At 68.8% G+C, this 16,422-nt stretch carries 13 protein-coding genes and 1 tRNA gene; 10 read left to right on the top strand and 4 right to left on the bottom strand.

All coding sequences use genetic code 11. The features are described from left to right. Positions 1 to 539 precede the first annotated feature (539 nt). On the bottom strand, positions 540 to 1,076 hold the full coding sequence (locus tag ACX938_RS05255) for an acyl-CoA thioesterase (RefSeq protein ID WP_459430246.1): 537 nt from the start codon (positions 1,074 to 1,076) through the stop codon (positions 540 to 542). A 131-nt stretch (positions 1,077 to 1,207) separates the two neighbouring features. Here ACX938_RS05255 and ACX938_RS05250 point away from each other — a divergent pair, with 131 nt between their 5' ends. The 3 genes from ACX938_RS05250 to yaaA all read left to right on the top strand — a co-directional run bounded on the left by ACX938_RS05250 (position 1,208) and on the right by yaaA (position 4,683). Next, on the top strand, positions 1,208 to 1,501 hold the full coding sequence (locus tag ACX938_RS05250; RefSeq protein ID WP_232754604.1) for a YggT family protein: 294 nt from the start codon (positions 1,208 to 1,210) through the stop codon (positions 1,499 to 1,501). A gap of 275 nt (positions 1,502 to 1,776) precedes the next feature. Then, positions 1,777 to 3,831 (top strand): DNA helicase RecQ, encoded by a 2,055-nt coding sequence (gene recQ, locus ACX938_RS05245; protein WP_459430245.1) that lies wholly within the window; start codon positions 1,777 to 1,779, stop codon positions 3,829 to 3,831. A gap of 66 nt (positions 3,832 to 3,897) precedes the next feature. Next, on the top strand, positions 3,898 to 4,683 hold the full coding sequence (gene yaaA, locus ACX938_RS05240) for a peroxide stress protein YaaA (RefSeq protein ID WP_459430244.1): 786 nt from the start codon (positions 3,898 to 3,900) through the stop codon (positions 4,681 to 4,683). 91 nt (positions 4,684 to 4,774) lie between these two features. Here yaaA and ACX938_RS05235 read toward each other — a convergent pair whose 3' ends face one another. The 3 genes from ACX938_RS05235 to ACX938_RS05225 all read right to left on the bottom strand — a co-directional run bounded on the left by ACX938_RS05235 (position 4,775) and on the right by ACX938_RS05225 (position 8,696). Further along, positions 4,775 to 5,953, bottom strand: coding sequence for an acetyl-CoA C-acyltransferase family protein (locus ACX938_RS05235; RefSeq protein WP_459430243.1), 1,179 nt, complete (start codon positions 5,951 to 5,953; stop codon positions 4,775 to 4,777). A gap of 1,001 nt (positions 5,954 to 6,954) precedes the next feature. After that, positions 6,955 to 8,283, bottom strand: a complete 1,329-nt coding sequence (locus ACX938_RS05230) for a mechanosensitive ion channel family protein (protein ID WP_459430242.1) — start codon at positions 8,281 to 8,283, stop codon at positions 6,955 to 6,957. A 278-nt stretch (positions 8,284 to 8,561) separates the two neighbouring features. After that, positions 8,562 to 8,696: a hypothetical protein gene (locus ACX938_RS05225; protein ID WP_255702993.1), complete on the bottom strand. Its 135-nt coding sequence runs from the start codon at positions 8,694 to 8,696 to the stop codon at positions 8,562 to 8,564. Between the two features lie 350 nt (positions 8,697 to 9,046). On the opposite strand from ACX938_RS05225, the gene leuC reads away from it, so the two are divergent. The 7 genes from leuC (at position 9,047) to ACX938_RS05190 (ending at position 15,798) form a co-directional block, all read left to right on the top strand. Further along, complete coding sequence (gene leuC / locus ACX938_RS05220; RefSeq protein ID WP_232754609.1) at positions 9,047 to 10,450, top strand: 3-isopropylmalate dehydratase large subunit; 1,404 nt, start codon at positions 9,047 to 9,049, stop codon at positions 10,448 to 10,450. A gap of 37 nt (positions 10,451 to 10,487) precedes the next feature. After that, positions 10,488 to 11,093: a 3-isopropylmalate dehydratase small subunit gene (gene leuD / locus ACX938_RS05215; protein ID WP_232754610.1), complete on the top strand. Its 606-nt coding sequence runs from the start codon at positions 10,488 to 10,490 to the stop codon at positions 11,091 to 11,093. A gap of 274 nt (positions 11,094 to 11,367) precedes the next feature. Beyond that, a complete protein-coding gene (locus tag ACX938_RS05210) occupies positions 11,368 to 12,201 on the top strand; it encodes a hypothetical protein (RefSeq protein ID WP_232754611.1) in 834 nt (277 codons plus the stop codon). 14 nt (positions 12,202 to 12,215) lie between these two features. Beyond that, positions 12,216 to 13,190: an endonuclease/exonuclease/phosphatase family protein gene (locus ACX938_RS05205; protein WP_459430241.1), complete on the top strand. Its 975-nt coding sequence runs from the start codon at positions 12,216 to 12,218 to the stop codon at positions 13,188 to 13,190. A 60-nt stretch (positions 13,191 to 13,250) separates the two neighbouring features. Next, positions 13,251 to 14,354: a 3-isopropylmalate dehydrogenase gene (gene leuB, locus ACX938_RS05200; RefSeq protein WP_459430240.1), complete on the top strand. Its 1,104-nt coding sequence runs from the start codon at positions 13,251 to 13,253 to the stop codon at positions 14,352 to 14,354. A gap of 356 nt (positions 14,355 to 14,710) precedes the next feature. Further along, positions 14,711 to 15,676, top strand: coding sequence for a DMT family transporter (locus ACX938_RS05195; protein ID WP_459430239.1), 966 nt, complete (start codon positions 14,711 to 14,713; stop codon positions 15,674 to 15,676). Between the two features lie 45 nt (positions 15,677 to 15,721). Then, positions 15,722 to 15,798, top strand: a tRNA-Pro gene (locus ACX938_RS05190). Positions 15,799 to 16,422 lie beyond the last annotated feature (624 nt).

The raw sequence follows: 16,422 nt of genomic DNA, 5'->3' as shown, positions 1-16,422 counted from the left end.
AGCCAACCGGAACAAACACCCTCCAAGCCAAGCCAAGCCAAGCCAAGCCAAGCCAAGCCAAGCCAAGCCAAGCCAAGCCAAGCGCACACGTCGTCTCCCAGCGCCCCGCCTTGCGCCCAAATAGCATCGAAGATGCCGGGCGCGCGCCGGACCGGCCCGATGGGCCGGCGCTCCTTGGGGTGGCGTGTCTAGCTCACCCCTAGTCCTGACCTTGTTGGGATAAAGTGCGCCGCTCGAAGGGCGGCAGCGCCGGCCCCCGGTCCGGCGCGCGCCCTCTGGTGGCGCTTGTTGCGCGGTTGGAGGGGCGCCTGTTGCGTGGTTGGAGCTGGGAGGGCGCCGATGTGCCAGCTGGACAGCTTGGCGGGGCCATGTTCGGGCCGACGCAGGCCGCCTTTGATCGTCGGCTTTCTCGCGGAAAGGCCGTCCGTTCGAGATCGACCTGCCTAACCAGCGAAGCCTTCAGAAGCAGATAAGCCAGATGGCGCCTGCCGACCGGAGGCCATGCCAGCCGGTCACGACTACAGCCAAGCCCCCGCAGCTCAGCCCTTCTCCGGCGGCCAGGGGCGCTGGGCCTCGGCCTCGGTCCAGGCCTGGATCCAGGCGGGCATCTCGGGCGGCTCGGGGTCGTGACCCAGGACCTCGGCGACCTTGGCGGGCGGCACGATGCCGTTCTTGTCGGTCACCGCGGTGCGGAACAGCGCGTGGCTCGTGCATTCGCCGTCGCGGCGCCACATGGATTGCTCCATGTAGATGAACTTCGCGTCCCAGCTCACCAGCCGCGAATGCATCTCGACGCGGTCGAAGGCCCGCACCCGGCGGCGGTAGCGCACCGAGGAGCCCGCCACGGTCAGCCCCCAGCCGCGTTCGCGCATCACCGGGATCAGCCCGGCGCGCATCGCCAGTGGGATCCGCCCGAGGTCGTAAAGCGTCAGCGTCCGGCCGTTGTTCAGCTCCCACCACATGTCGAGGTCCCAGGGCCAGCAGATGTGATGCGAGACATGCGGCGCGCCCAGCGCCAGGGCGGGGGCGTTGCGGAAGACCAGGGCTTCCTTGAACAGGCGGACGAATGGATACATCGGGCGCTCCTTTGGGCAGCCCTGTCGCGTTCCTCCGCCCCAGCGTCAAGGGGGACGCGGCGGCACTTGCCCTCGCGCGGCGCTGCCCTTACCTCTCGGGGCGGTGCCAGACGCGGAAGGAATGACCCGACATGCAATCGCTTTTCCAGATCCTGATGCTGATCCTCGACGTCGTGTGGTTCTTCATCATCGCGCATGTCATCATGAGCTGGCTGATCAACTTCCAGGTGTTGAACCTGCGCCAGCCCTTCGTCGCGCAGATCTGGGACGGGCTGAACCGGCTCCTGGAGCCGGCCTATGCGCAGATCCGCCGGGTGCTGCCGCAGATGGGCGGGCTCGACCTCGCGCCGCTGGTGGCGCTGATCGGCATCTACGCGATCCGCATCGTGCTCGCCAATAACGCCGGGCTGTTCTACGGCTACTGAGCGCTCCCGCGCGGGTGCCGCGCGGGCATGAGGGCGCTGCCCTCATACTCCCGGAGTATTTCCGGCCCGGTCATGCATGCAGGGCGGTCGGCGCAGGCCAAGACCGGCGCGCGCCGGGCCCGAGCGGGGCTGGTGTCGGGCCTCGGAGCTTTTCTCGAACCAGGGCGGCGGCTTGCGCCGCGGGGCGCGCCCACGGGCGCGCGCGGGGCTTGTTTACCTAATCTTAGTATGAGATTCCTTGTACTCGAGCAGATCTAGATAAATTGGCAGGTGCCATGCCCCGCGACCTTCCCGGCGCCGAGGCGCTGTTGCGCGACGTTTTCGGTTACGATTGCTTCCGCCCGGGCCAGGGCGAGATCGTCGAGGCGGTCTCGGCCGGGCAGGACGTCCTGGCGATCATGCCGACCGGCGGCGGCAAGTCGCTCTGCTTCCAGCTGCCGGCGCTGATGCGGCCCGGGCTGACGCTGGTGATCTCGCCCTTGATCGCGCTGATGCGCGACCAGGTGCGGGCGCTGCGCGAGGCCGGGGTCTCGGCCGGGGCGCTGACCTCGGGCAACACCCAGGAAGAGACCGACGCGGTCTTCGACGCGCTGCACGCCGGGGATCTGAAGCTCTTGTACCTCGCGCCGGAACGGCTGGCCTCGGGCGGCACCGCGCGGATGCTGGCTGAGGCGGGCGTGAGCCTGATTGCCGTGGACGAGGCGCATTGCGTCAGCCAGTGGGGGCATGACTTCCGCCCCGATTACCTGCGCATCGGCGCGCTCCGCCGCGAGCTCGACGTGCCGGTCGCGGCCTTCACCGCCACCGCCGACGAGGAGACCCGCGCCGAGATCGTCGAGCGGCTCTTCGCGGGCGGCGCGCCCGAGGTCTTCCTGCGCGGCTTCGACCGGCCGAACATCCACCTGGCCTTCGCCCCGAAGGACGGCCCCCGGCGGCAGATCCTGGGCTTCGCGGGTGCCCGCAAGGGCCAGTCGGGCATCGTCTATTGCGGCACCCGCGCCAAGACCGAGACCCTGGCCCGGGCGCTGCGCGAAGAGGGCCACGCGGCGCTGGCCTATCACGGCGGCATGGACCCCGACGACCGCCGCGCGGTCGAGGCGCGCTTCGCCGGGGAGGACGGGCTGATCGTGGTGGCGACCGTGGCCTTCGGCATGGGCGTCGACAAGCCCGACATCCGCTGGGTCGCCCATGCGGACCTGCCGAAATCCATCGAGGCCTATTACCAGGAGATCGGCCGCGCCGGGCGCGACGGCGGGCCCGCCGAGACGCTGACGCTTTACGGCCCCGACGACATCCGGTTGCGCCGCAGCCAGATCGACGAGGGGCTCGCCCCGCCCGAGCGCCGCAGCGCCGACCACGGGCGGCTGAACGCGCTTCTGGGCCTGGCCGAGGCGCAGGGCTGCCGGCGGCACAACCTTTTGGGCTATTTCGGCGAGAACCCCGAGGGCAACTGTGGCTTCTGCGACCTCTGCGACAGCCCGCCCGAGACCTTCGACGGCACCGAGGCGGTGCGCAAGGCGCTCTCGGCGGCGCTGCGCACCGGCGAGAACTTCGGCGCGGGCCATCTGATCGACATCCTGCGCGGCCAGTCGACCGAGAAGGTGCGCGCCCGGGGCCACGACAAGCTGCCGACCTTCGCGGTGGGCCAGGAGCTGTCGCAGGCCGAATGGCAGGCGGTCTTTCGGCAGATGATGGGCTTCGACCTGATGCGCCCCGACCCCGAGCGCCACGGCGCGCTGGTGATGACCGACCGGGCGCTGCCGATCCTGAAGGGCGAAGAGCCGGTGCGGCTGCGCCGCGACAAAAGCGTGAAGAAGGCCGCCCGGGCCGCGCCCAAGGCGCTGGTCAACGAGGAGGACGCGCCGCTCCTCTCGGCGCTCAAGGCCAAGCGGCGCGCCCTGGCCGAGGCGGCCTCGGTTCCGGCCTATATCATCTTCAACGACCGCACCTTGATCGAGATGGCCGAGCGGCGGCCGCAGACGCTCGACGAGATGGCGGGGCTGTCGGGCATCGGGGCGAAGAAGCTCGACCGCTACGGCGACGCCTTTCTCGCGGTGATCGCGGGCGAGGCCGAGGGGCTGCACCCGGCGCGCCGAAAGCTGGCGGGAAAACCGGCGGGCGGGTTGTATGACCAGCTGCTCGAGGCGCAATCGGCGCTGGCGCGGGGGATCGACGGCACCGAGAAGCCGCTCTCCTGTTCGGCGGCGCAGCTCGCGCGGATCGCCGAGGCACGGCCCTCGGACGAGGGTTCGCTGGGGCGGCTTCTGGATCAGAAGCGCTGCGACCGTTTCGGCGCGGCCTTCCTCGAGGTGCTGCGGGCGGCTTCCTAGACTTTGCGTCGCGCCCGCGGCGCGCTAGATCGGTCCCGACGAGGACCAGATGCAAGGAGCCCCGCTGTGCTCACCGTGATTTCCCCGGCCAAGCGGCTCGACTGGAGCCCGCAGCCCGTCCAGATGACCGAACCGCGGTTCGAGGCCGATGCCCTGCGGCTCGCCAAGACCATGCGCAACCTGCCGCTGCGCGACCTCAAGGCGCTGATGGATCTCTCCGACGACCTGGCGCGGCTGAACCGCGACAGGTTCCGCGCCTTCTCGGAGGAGCCGGACGCCGACCAGCGGCGGCCCGCCGCCCTGGCCTTCGCGGGCGACACCTACCAGGGGCTCGAGGCCGGATCGCTCGATGCCGAGGAGATGGACTGGGCGCAGGACCACCTGCGCATCCTCTCGGGGCTTTACGGCGTGCTGCGGCCCCGCGACGCGATCCAGCCCTACCGGCTCGAGATGGGCTCGCGGCTGAAGACCCGGCGGGGCAGCAACCTCTATGCCTATTGGGGCGACCAGATCGCCAAGACGCTGAAATCCGAGGCCGAGGCGCTCGGCAGCGACACGCTGATCAACTGCGCCAGCCAGGAGTATTTCGGCGCGGTGCCGGAAAAGGCGCTGGGATTGCGCATCGTGACCCCGCAGTTCATGGAAGAGAAGAACGGCACGCCGAAGATCGTCAGCTTCTTCGCCAAGAAGGCGCGCGGCGCCATGGCGCGCTTCATCGTGCAGAACCGGCTGACCGACCCCGAGGCGATCCTGGGCTTCGACCTGGGCGGCTATGCTTACCGCGCGGACCTCTCGGAGCCCGGCAAGCCGGTCTTCCTGCGCGACGCCGAGGCGGCCGAACGCGCGGCCTGAGGCGGGTGGGCCCGGGGGCGGTCCTTTGAGACGACAGCGCCGCGCCGGTGGGGACCGGCGCGGCGCTTTTTCCGTCAGACGGGCTGCGGGATCAGAGCCGTTCGATCGCCAGCGCGATGCCCTGGCCGCCGCCGATGCACATGGTGATCAGCGCGCGTTTGCCGCCGATGCGCTCGAGCTCGTAGAGCGCCTTCACCGTGATGATCGCGCCGGTGGCGCCGACCGGATGGCCAAGCGCGATGGCGCCGCCGTTGGGGTTCACCTTGGCCGGATCGAGGCCCAGCTCCTTGTTCACCGCCAGCGCCTGGGCGGCGAAGGCCTCGTTCGACTCGACCACGTCGAAATCCTCGGGGCCGAGGCCGGTCTTCTCGAAGAGGCTGCGGACCGCGGGCACCGGGCCGATGCCCATGACCTCGGGGCGGACGCCGGCATGGGCGTAGCCCAGGACCCGGGCGCGGGGCGTGGCGCCGCGCGCCTCGGCGGCGCCCGCGGTGGCCAGCACCAGCGCCGCGGCGCCGTCGTTGATGCCCGAGGCATTGCCCGCGGTCACCGTGCCCTCCTTGCGGAACACCGGCTTCAGGCCGCCCAGCTTCTCGAGCGAGGTCTCCTTGGGGTGTTCGTCGGTCTCGAAGGGCACCATGTCGCGCTTCACCCGCACCTCGACCGGGACGATCTGCTCCTTGAAGCGGCCCTCGGCGATGGCGCGCGCGGCGCGGTTCTGGCTTTCCAGCGCGAAGGCGTCCTGGGCCTCGCGCGAGATGTCATGCTCGCCCGAGACGTTCTCGGCGGTGACGCCCATGTGGCCGGTGCCGAAGGGGCAGTTCAGCGCGCCCAGCATCATGTCGAGGGTGCGGATGTCGCCCATCTTCGCGCCCCAGCGCTGGTCGGGCACGATATAGGGGCTGCGCGACATGGCCTCGGCCCCGCCGACCAGCGCCACCTCCGCATCGCCGAGCGCCAGGGACTGCACGCCCGAGACGATGGCCTGGGCGCCCGAGCCGCAGAGCCGGTTGACGTTCATCGCGGGGACGGTCTCGGGCACGCCGGCCTGCATGGCGGCGACGCGGCTGAGATACATGTCGCGCGGCTCGGTGTTGATCACATGGCCGAAGACGACGGTGCCGATGTCGCCGCCCTCGAGCCCGGCCCGCGCGAGCGCGGCCTTGGCGGCGGTGGTGCCGAGGTCGATCGGCGGGGTGCCGGCGAGGCTGCCGCCGAAGGTGCCGATGGCGGTTCGGGCGCCCGAGAGGATGACGATGTCGTCGCGCATGGGGATCTCCTTCCTTGTCGGCGCGGACTATGGACGCTTGCCCGGGGAATGTCAGGGGGAACGGCGCGTCAGGGGGGATGGGGTTTGATTGCGGCTGACGGCGGAGCGGGTTGGGCGGGTGGAGCCTTGCTGCGTGTGTCCCGGCTCTATGGTCCCAAGGTCCCTGAACCACACACCTAGCCCGACCGGCGACGCGACGGATCCCCGCGACCTCACTGAGCCCGAATCCGCACGCCCCAACCCGCTCGGAGCAGCAGCCCCCCACGAGCAACCCGCGCCCCCTTGCGCCCGAATAGCACCGAAGGTGCCGGGCGCGCGCCGGACCGGCCCCTTGGGCCGGCGCTCCTTGGAGTGGGGTGCGCAGATCACAGTTCGCCCTGACCTTGTTGGGATAAAGTGCGCAGCTCGGAGGTCGGAAGCGCCGGCCCCCGGTCCGGCGCGCGCCCTCGGGTGGTGCTGGTGGAGAGGGTGGAGGGGCTGTTTTCAGAGGTTGGGTGTCGGTGCAGGTGTGCCGCCCGGTTCCAGCCGGCCGCCCTCATCTTCCAGGTGAAGCGCAATCCCGGCGTGGTTCTCCCCAACCTTGGACACTGTTGCGCCTCCTTGCGCCCGAATAGCATCGAAGATGCCGGGCGCGCGCCGGACCGGCCCTATGGGCCGGCGCTTCTTGGGGTGGTGCGCGTAGATCGCAGGTTGCCCTGACCTTGTTGGGATAAAATGTGCAGCTCGGAGGTCGGCAGCGCCGGCCCCCGGTCCGGCGCGCGCCCTCGGGTGGTGCTGGTGGAGAGGATGGAGAGGGGCGGTCTTTGAGCTTGCGACCAAGTTGGGCGTTTGCGCCTGCGTGCTTTGTTACTGCGCGCGCCTTTTGCCTTTGAGGTTGGGGCTGGGTGGTGAGCGAAGCTGGAATAGGTGGCTGGGTCTGTGCCCCAAACCGGGCGGGACACATCCGCCGCCCCCATCGCCTGCCCAGGGCGCTCTCCCCCGGGGCCGAAACAGCAAAGCCCCTAATCCACCGCCCGCGTCGCCAGCTCGGAGCCCTCCAGCACCCGCACTTCGCGCTGGGGGAAGGGGATGGAGATCCCGTGCTCCTGGAAGGCGTCCCAGAGCGCCAGGTAGACATTGCCGCGGATGTTGGTCAGCCCGCCGGTGGGGTCGCGGATCCAGAACCGCAGGATGTAGTCCACCGAACTGTCTCCGAAGCCGACGATATGGCAAACCGGCGGGCGGTCGGCGAGCACCCGGTTGGTCGCGGCGGCGGCCTCCACGGCGATCCGGCGCACCTTGTGCGGGTCGTCGCCGTAGGCGGTGCCGAAATAGATGTCGAGCCGGACGAAATCGTTGGAATGCGACCAGTTGACCACCTGCCCGGTGATCAGGTCCTCGTTGGGGATCAGGTATTCCTTGCCGTCCCGCGTGGTGATCGAGACGTAGCGCGCGCCCAGCGAATTGATCCAGCCGAAGGTCTCGCCGAGCGAGATCACGTCGCCGGGCTTGATCGACTTGTCGAGGAGGATGATCACCCCCGACACCAGGTTCGAGACCACCTTCTGCAGCCCGAAGCCCAGGCCCACGCCGATCGCGCCCGAAAGCACAGCGAGCCCGGTCAGATCCACGCCGACGAGCTTCAGCGCCACGAAGAAGGCGGCACCGTAAAGCAGCACCTGCAGGAATTTCACCGCCAGGACCTGCATCGAGGGCGAAATGTCCTGGTTGGTGCGGATCCGCGCCGCCGAGACCGTGGCGGCGAACCGCGCCAGGGTCACCAGCGCGATCAGCAGGACCAGCGCCTGCAGGATCAGCCAGAGCGTCAGCCGCCCCTCGCCGAAGCTCACGCCGATGGAATCGAGCGCCTGCTGCGCGGCCTCGGTCAGGTTCAGGATCGACAGGGTGACCCAGGTCCAGGCGCCGTAGCGCACCAGGCTGCGCATCACCGGGTTGCCGATCAGCCGGGTCGCCACCGCGATGAAGACCCAGGCCGTGGCCAGCTCCGCGAAAATCCCAAGGAGGTAGGAGCGCGAGGGCCAGGTCACCTCTCGCATGAGCCAGACCGTGGCCCAGAGCAGCAGCGCGAAGAACAGCATGCGGATGCGCCGCTGCAAGAGCACCAGGATCCGCATCCGCCATTTCGCCACGCCCTCGAGCCCGCGCATCCAGCCGTGCACCCGCGGCGCGACCATGCGCGAGGCTAGATGCGCCGCGGCGAAAAGCGCCAGAGCGATGACGATCTGGTAGAGGTTCCAGGGTCGCATCAGCCCGGCCAGGAAAAGCTCGCCCTGGGCAAGGAGGCTCTCGAGGATCTGCCGCAGCTCGGCGGGGAGCGTCTCGGGGATCATCGGCGGGGCGCGGTCTCAATCATGCCCCGTATTCAATGCGCTGGCGGATCATTACGCAAGCCGCGCGGGCCGGGAGGGAGGCTGTGTCGCGCTAGGTGTGGCAGGGCGAAATGTACCCTGGCCGGGCGGCAGGCCGTGCGCGCGGCGGCATCAGCCGATCGACCGAAAGGGCAGGGCGGATTGCCAGTTTTTTAGGAATGCAAAAGGCCGGCACCAGGGCCCGGCGTCAAAGACCGCGCAAGCTCGGCCGCCTCAACACCCCGCCCGCTGCGCGCGGCTCACTCCGCGGCCAGGTCCTGCCGCAGCTCCAGCGCCTCGGGTCCGGCGTCGAGATGGCTGGTCCAGACGAAGAGCGCCGCCGCCACGAGGGTGGCGATCAGGCAGACATGCACGATGTTCAGCCAGCTTTGCACGGGCGGGGCTCCGGGTTCGGGACTGCGCAGACATAGACATTGGTCGCGGGGGCTCCAAGGGGCGCAAAGCCTCTGCGACGCTATCGCGCAGCGCCGCGTGGCCTTGCGGCAGGGGCGGCGAGGCGCTATTGCCATGCTCCATGGAACGCATCTTCGATATCGGCGATCGGACCCGCCTCAAGGAGCGGTTCTTCGGCGCGACCACCCACACGGTGCTCGCCCGCCTATGATGCGCGCGCGCCGCGCGGGGCCCGGGACGGGCGCCGCCGGCCTTGGCCGCGCCGCTGCGCCGCCGTGATCGACATCCGATTTTCGACTACAATCGCCAATATATCGCGGGGAGACCCCCAATGGCCGGAAAGACCCTCTACGACAAGATCTGGGACGCCCATGTCGTCCATGAAGCCGAGGACGGCACCACGCATCTCTATATCGACCGCCATCTCGTGCACGAGGTGACGAGCCCGCAGGCCTTCGAGGGCCTGCGCATGTCGGGCCGGAGCGTGCGCGCGCCCGAGAAGACCATCGCCGTGCCGGACCACAACGTGCCGACCACCGAGGGGCGCGACAAGGTCATCGAGAACGCCGAAAGCCGCATCCAGGTCGAGGCGCTCGACAAGAACGCCAAGGAGTTCGGGGTGCATTATTACCCGGTCTCCGACATCCGCCAGGGCATCGTGCATATCATCGGCCCCGAGCAGGGCTGGACCCTGCCCGGCATGACCATCGTCTGCGGCGACAGCCACACCGCCACCCATGGCGCCTTCGGGGCGCTGGCCCATGGCATCGGCACCTCCGAGGTCGAGCATGTGCTGGCCACCCAGACGCTGATCCAGTCGAAGTCGAAGAACATGAAGGTGGAGATCACCGGCAAGCTCTCGCCCGGTGTGACCGCCAAGGACATCGTGCTGTCGATCATCGGCAAGACCGGCACCGCCGGCGGCACCGGCTATGTGATCGAATACTGCGGCGAGGCGATCCAGGCGCTCTCCATGGAAGGCCGCATGACGATCTGCAACATGGCGATCGAAGGCGGCGCCCGCGCCGGCCTGATCGCCCCGGACCAGACCACCTTCGACTACGTGCAGGGCCGTCCGCATGCGCCCAAGGGCGCGCAGTGGGAAGCGGCCATGGCCTGGTGGAAGACGCTTTATTCCGACGATGACGCGCATTGGGACAAGGTCGTCACCATCGCCGGCGAGGACATCGCGCCGGTCGTGACCTGGGGCACCTCGCCCGAGGACGCCCTGCCGATCGACGCCGAGGTCCCGGACCCGTCCAGCTTTGCCGGCGGCAAGGTCGAGGCGGCCAAGCGCTCGCTCGACTACATGGGCCTGAAGCCGGGCACCAAGCTCTCCGAGATCGAGATCGACACGGTCTTCATCGGCTCCTGCACCAATGGCCGGATCGAGGACCTGCGCGAGGTCGCCAAGATCATGGAGGGCCGCCACGTCAAGGAGGGCATCCGCGCCATGATCGTGCCGGGCTCGGGCCTCGTGCGCGCCCAGGCCGAGGAAGAGGGCATCGCCCAGAAGCTGATCGACGCGGGCTTCGAATGGCGGCTCGCGGGCTGCTCCATGTGCCTCGGCATGAACCCCGACCAGCTGGCCCCGGGCGAGCGCTGCGCCTCGACCTCGAACCGCAACTTCGAGGGCCGGCAGGGCCGCGGCGGCCGCACCCACCTGATGAGCCCCGCGATGGCGGCGGCGGCGGCGGTCACCGGCCGGCTGACCGACGTCCGCGCGCTGAGCTGACCCCGGCGCATCGCGCTCCGGACAAGGAGAATAGGACATGGACAAGTTCGAAAAGATCACCGGGGTCGCGGCGCCCCTGCCGCTGGTGAATGTCGACACCGACATGATCATCCCCAAGCAGTTCCTGAAGACGATCAAGCGGTCGGGTCTCGGCGTGAACCTCTTCGACGAGATGCGCTATGACGACGACGGCAATGAGGTGCCCGACTTCGTGCTGAACAAGCCGCAATACCGCGAGGCCGAGGTGCTGGTCGCGGGCGAGAACTTCGGCTGCGGCTCCTCGCGGGAACATGCGCCCTGGGCGATCAAGGATTTCGGCATCCGCTGCGTCATCGCGCCGAGCTTCGCCGAGATCTTCTACAACAACTGCTTCAAGAACGGCATCCTGCCGATCCGCCTGCCGCAGGAGCAGGTGGACCTCTTGATGAAGGACGCCGAGAAGGGCCAGAACGCGCGGATGACCGTCGACCTCGAGGCGCAGACGGTGACCACCTCGGACGGGGAGGTCATCCCCTTCGAGGTCGATCCCTTCCGCAAGCACTGCCTGCTCGAGGGGCTCGACGACATCGCGCTGACCCTCGAGAAGGCCAGCGAGATCGACGCCTATGAATCCCGCGTCGCGCAGGAGCGTCCCTGGGTCTGAGCCCGGCGCCTGCCTCTGACAAATCCAGAACGGCCGCGGCACCCGCCCGCGGCCGTTTTGCATGAGGCCTCACACGCGGCAGATGTATTTTGGCACCAGCCGGACCTCATTAAGGTCAGATTTGTCTGCAAAATCCGTCAGTGATCTTGAGCACTTGTCGGAAAGGCGGCAAGATTTGGGCAAAACTGAGGCACAGCGCCGCCAGAAGGCGGCCAAAGGTCGGGACAAGGGCGCGGCAAGGCATCGCTCCCGCTCGGCGCATGAGGGCAGGTTCTTGATCGCACGCGTTTTCAGCGCGGGGCTGCGCGCCCTGCTTATGGCCTGGATCGTGGCCATGCCCGGGCTGCTTCTGCCCGGGGTGCCGGCCGAGGATTCGCAGATCTTCATGTTCGCGGCCTTCGTCGCCGGCGGGCTGACCTTCCTGGAATATTTCGGCTCCGCTCCGAGCTTCATCGAGTTCCGCGACGCGCCGCCCTTCAACCGCATGCGATTCTTCGCGCTCTTCGCCATGCTGGTGCTTCTGACGCTGGTGGTGCGCCAGACCCATGCGCCGACCGCGGTCGGCTATGCCGCCGCGAACCTCGGCGCCAAGGTCGGCCATGCGATGGATTTCCCCTTCTCGCCGGTGCGGCTGGCGGTGCTGATCGCCCCCGAGACCGCGCCGCAGCCCTTCGTCGAGCTTCTGCGCGCGCTCGCCGGCTTGGCCTATCTGGTCGGGCTCTTCACGCTGTGTATCTTCGTGCCGCTGATCCGGATCCTCGGCTGGCCGATCCGCAAGAAGGCCTTCAACGTCTGGGTGAACCTGCCGCTTTTTGACCCGACGACCGGCGGTGACGTGGTCTACCGGCTGAAACGTGACGCCCACGTTAACGTGGCCTTAGGGTTCTTGCTGCCATTCCTGATCCCGGCCGTCCTGAAATCGCTCGACGGTCTGGGCATGGGCCTGCCGATCGGTGATCCGCAGGCGCTGATCTGGGTGATGACCGCATGGGCCTTTCTTCCGACCGCCCTGATCATGCGCGGCGTGGCGCTCTGGCGCGTGGTCGAACTGATCGAGGAAAAGCGCCGCCGCGCCTATGCGCAGTCGGACGTCTTGCAGTCCGCCTGATCCTTGCCGCGATTTTGGCGCTGGGCCTCGCGCCCGCGCCGCTTGCTGCCGGTGATCCCCTCCGTATCGCGACCTGGCACGCGCCCCTGACCCGCAAGGGGCCGGGGCTGCTTCTGCGCGATCTCCTGCGCGGCGAAGACCCCGATCTTGCCGCGATCACCCAGGGCATCGCCGCGCTCGATGCCGATGTGCTGCTGCTGACGGATGTGGATTACGACCACGGGCTGCAGGCGCTCACCGCGCTGAACGACAGCCTGGCGCGGCCCTATCCGCATCTCTTCGCGCTTCGGCCCAACACCGGCCTGCAGAGCGGGCGCGACCTCGACGGCAACGGCGCGCTGGGCGAGCCGCGCGATGCCCAGGGTTACGGCTGGTTCGCGGGCGAGGGCGGCATGGCGCTGCTTTCGCGCCTGCCGCCGGGGCCCGCGCGGGATCTCTCGGGGCTCCTCTGGGAGGACCTGCCCGGCACGCTCATGGCGCCGGAGGATCCCGGCGCCGGGGTGCAGCGGCTCTCCAGCACCGGGCATTGGGTGGTGCCGCTGGCGCTGCCGGGCGGCGGGGCGCTGACGCTTCTGGGGTTTCACGCCACGCCGCCGGTCTTCGACGGGCCCGAGGACCGCAACGGCAGGCGCAATCACGACGAGCTGGCGCTTTGGCTGCGCCTGCTGGAGGGCAAGCTGGAGGAACCGCCGCCCGAAGGCCCGGTTGTCCTGATCGGAAATGCCAACCTCGACCCCGCGCGCGGCGAGGGGCGGCACGAGGCGATCCGCGCGCTCCTGACCCATCCGCGGCTTGTCGATCCGCTGCCCGGCCAGCCCACCGCCCTCTGGCAAGGCGGGCCCGGACCGCTGCGCGTCAGCTATGTGCTGCCCGACGCGCGGTTGTCGCTCTTGCGCGCCGGTCTCGGCCCGATCCTGCCGGATGCGGGCCCACATCGCGCCGTCTGGGTCAGCCTGAGAAGCCCCGGACCCGAGCCCCCCGATTCTTGACGCCGCGGCGGGCTTTGCTTACCCGCAAGTGAACGCATTTTTCCGCAAAGGACGCCGCCCATGACCACCCCCTCGCTTCTCATTCTGCCCGGTGACGGGATCGGCCCGGAAGTCATGGCCGAGGTCCGCAAGATCATCGACTGGTACGGAGCAAAGCGGGACCTGGCTTTCGAGGTCAGCGAGGATCTGGTCGGCGGCGCGGCCTACGACAAGCACGGCACGCCCCTGCACGACGACACCATGGCCCGCGCGCAAGAGGTCGACGCGGTGCTGCTCGGCGCCGTCGGCGGGCCGAAGTATGACGAGCTGGACTTCTCGGTGAAGCCCGAGCGCGGCCTCCTGCGCCTTCGCAAGGAGATGGACCTCTTCGCCAACCTGCGCCCCGCCCAGTGTTTCGACGCGCTCTCGCATTTCTCCTCGCTCAAGCAGGAGGTGGTCGCCGGGCTCGACATCATGATCGTCCGCGAGCTGACCTCGGGCGTCTACTTCGGCGAGCCGCGCGGCATCTTCGAAGAGGGCAACGAGCGCGTCGGCATCAACACCCAGCGCTACACCGAAAGCGAGATCGACCGCGTCGCGCGTTCGGCCTTCGAACTGGCCCGCAAGCGCGGTGGCAAGCTCTGCTCGATGGAGAAGGCCAACGTGATGGAATCGGGCATCCTCTGGCGCGAGGTGGTGAACCGCGTCGGTCAGGATTACCCGGACGTGGAGCTCAGCCACATGTATGCCGACGCCGGCGCCATGCAGCTGACCCGCTGGCCCAAGCAGTTCGACGTGATCGTGACCGACAACCTCTTCGGGGACCTGCTGTCGGACCTCGCCGCCATGCTGACCGGCTCTCTGGGCATGCTGCCCTCGGCTTCGCTTGGCGCGCCGATGGGGAACGGCCGGCCCAAGGCGCTTTACGAGCCGGTGCACGGCTCGGCGCCCGACATCGCGGGGCAGGGCAAGGCGAACCCGATCGCCTGCATCCTCTCCTTCGCCATGGCGCTGCGCTATTCCTTCGACAAGGGCGACGAGGCCGCCCGCCTCGAGCGCGCGGTCGAAGAGGTGCTGGCCGACGGGTTGCGCACCGCCGATCTGCTGGGCGAAGAGGGCGTCGCCCCCGTCTCCACCGCCGAGATGGGCGACGCGATCGTCGCAAAGCTCGAAGCCTCGCTCTGATCCCGGGCCGGCCGGCAGGTCTCTGCACCTGCCGGCCGCGGCCTACCCCGGTGCCCGATAGGCGCCCGGCGCGTTGACTGCGCCCGCGCGAAGACCTTCCCTAACCCCCGCCGCGCGCACGTGCGTGCCTTTCGCGTAGCCTAGGACTCTCACGGCGCATTTTGCCAATAACGCGCCCTCCAAATGCGAGCCCGAGCCGCGAGGGCAGCCCGTCCCCGCCCTGCACCCCCAAGCCCATCACCAGCCGCACCACCCAGCCGGATCCCGCTTTCTCCCCACCCCCGCCTTGAAGATCCCGCCGATCCGGGGTTCCTTGCGAAGCAGCGGCGCGGTGGGCGCGCCCGGAGGAGTGCGACATGGGACCGAACGCCAGGGGCGCGCTGATCGCGCTGACGGGTTTCGCGGCCTTCGCCACGCATGACCTGGTCGTCAAGGTGCTCGGCGGCGCCTACAGCCCGGTGCAGATCCTCTTTTTCAGCGTGCTTTTCGGCTTCCCGCTCATCAGTCTCATGCTGATCAGCGATTCCGAACCGGGCCACCTGCGCCCCGTGCACCCCTGGTGGGTGGCGCTGCGCACCGGCGCCGCGGTGGTCACCGGTGGCTCGGCCTTCTACGCTTTCTCCAATCTGCCGCTCGCGCAGGTTTATGCGATCATCTTTGCCGCACCTCTCTTCATCACCATCCTCGCGATCCCGGTCCTCGGAGAACGCGTGCGCCTGCGCCGCTGGGCCGCCGTAATCGTCGGCCTGAGCGGGGTCATCGTGGTCCTGCGCCCCGGCACGACCGAGCTGACGCTCGCCCATATGGCCGCGCTTTTCGCCGCCTTCGGCAGCGCGCTCGCCTCGATCATCTCGCGCAAGATCGGCCAAGAGGAACGCACCGCGGTGCTGATCCTCTATCCGACGCTGGCGAATTTTGCCGTCATGGGCGCCCTCCTTCCTCTGGTCTATGTGCCCATGCCCGTGGCGGACCTGGCGCTGAACGCGGGCCTTGCGGTCCTGGGCTTCGCCGGCGCGGCGCTCATGATCTACGCCTATCGCGAGGGCGAGGCGGTGATCGTCGCCCCCATGCAGTATTCCCAGATCCTCTGGGCGGTGATCTTCGGCACGCTCCTTTTCGGCGAGAGCCTCGACCAGGCGACGATTCTCGGGGCGGCGATCATCATCGGTTCGGGCCTCTACATCGTGATCCGCGAAGGCCGGCCCGAGGCCTCCGCCAACCGCCCGGTCAGTCGCACACGCATGCGCTTCGAGACCGGCACCTGGCCCCGGATCGACGCGCTTCTGCGCCTCGCGCGGATCCGCGCGAAAAGCCGCGATTGACCTCTTGCCAAAGCCCCGCGCTTTGGATATCCGGCGCGGCACGGTCGGAGTGTAGCTCAGCCTGGTAGAGCACTGTCTTCGGGAGGCAGGGGTCGTAGGTTCGAATCCTGCCACTCCGACCAAAATTTCCCAAACATCTTAAGATTTCGCGAATGGCGTCCTTGGCCGCCAGACCCGCGCGCAGCATCCTCTTGGCGTTGGCGTTGGCGTTGGCGTTGGCGTTGGCGTTGGCGTTGGCGTTGGCGTTGGCGTTGGCGTTGGCGTTGGCGTTGGCCGGGGCAGGGCGCAGGCTTCGGACCAGGCTAGTGGTGACTCGGAGTGTATCCCGCAGCCCGTCCCTCGAGTCGCCCAGAGACAGCACCCCGACTCGTCGGAGCGCGGTGGCTCGGACCTGCGCCGGCGAGTCGTCGATCAGACGGGAGGGCAGGCAAGCGGCAGGCATGCCAGCGGCACCGGCTCACCCCATGTCGCCACCCAGAACCAACGCCTTTCCCGCAAACCGGCGCCAACGCCCCAAACCCCGCTCATCACGCCTTCTCCCGCAGCTCAGGCGCATCCGGTTCCTCCACCTCTCACGCCCGTGAACAAAAAATCCCTGATCTTCTGAATTTTCCCCTTGCGGGTTTTGGTGGGTATCCGTAGAAGGCCCCTCACCGGCGGCGCTGAGGCGCTGACGGGACGTCGGAAGCGGCGACGGCGGGGCCTTGAGGGTTCCGGGGTTGCTGGGGAAGGTGGCAGAATTTGAG

This window comes from Roseivivax sp., assembly GCF_054552075.1.
Note: the sequence above shows the minus strand (reverse complement) of the source record. Positions and strands in the feature narration are given on the sequence as shown.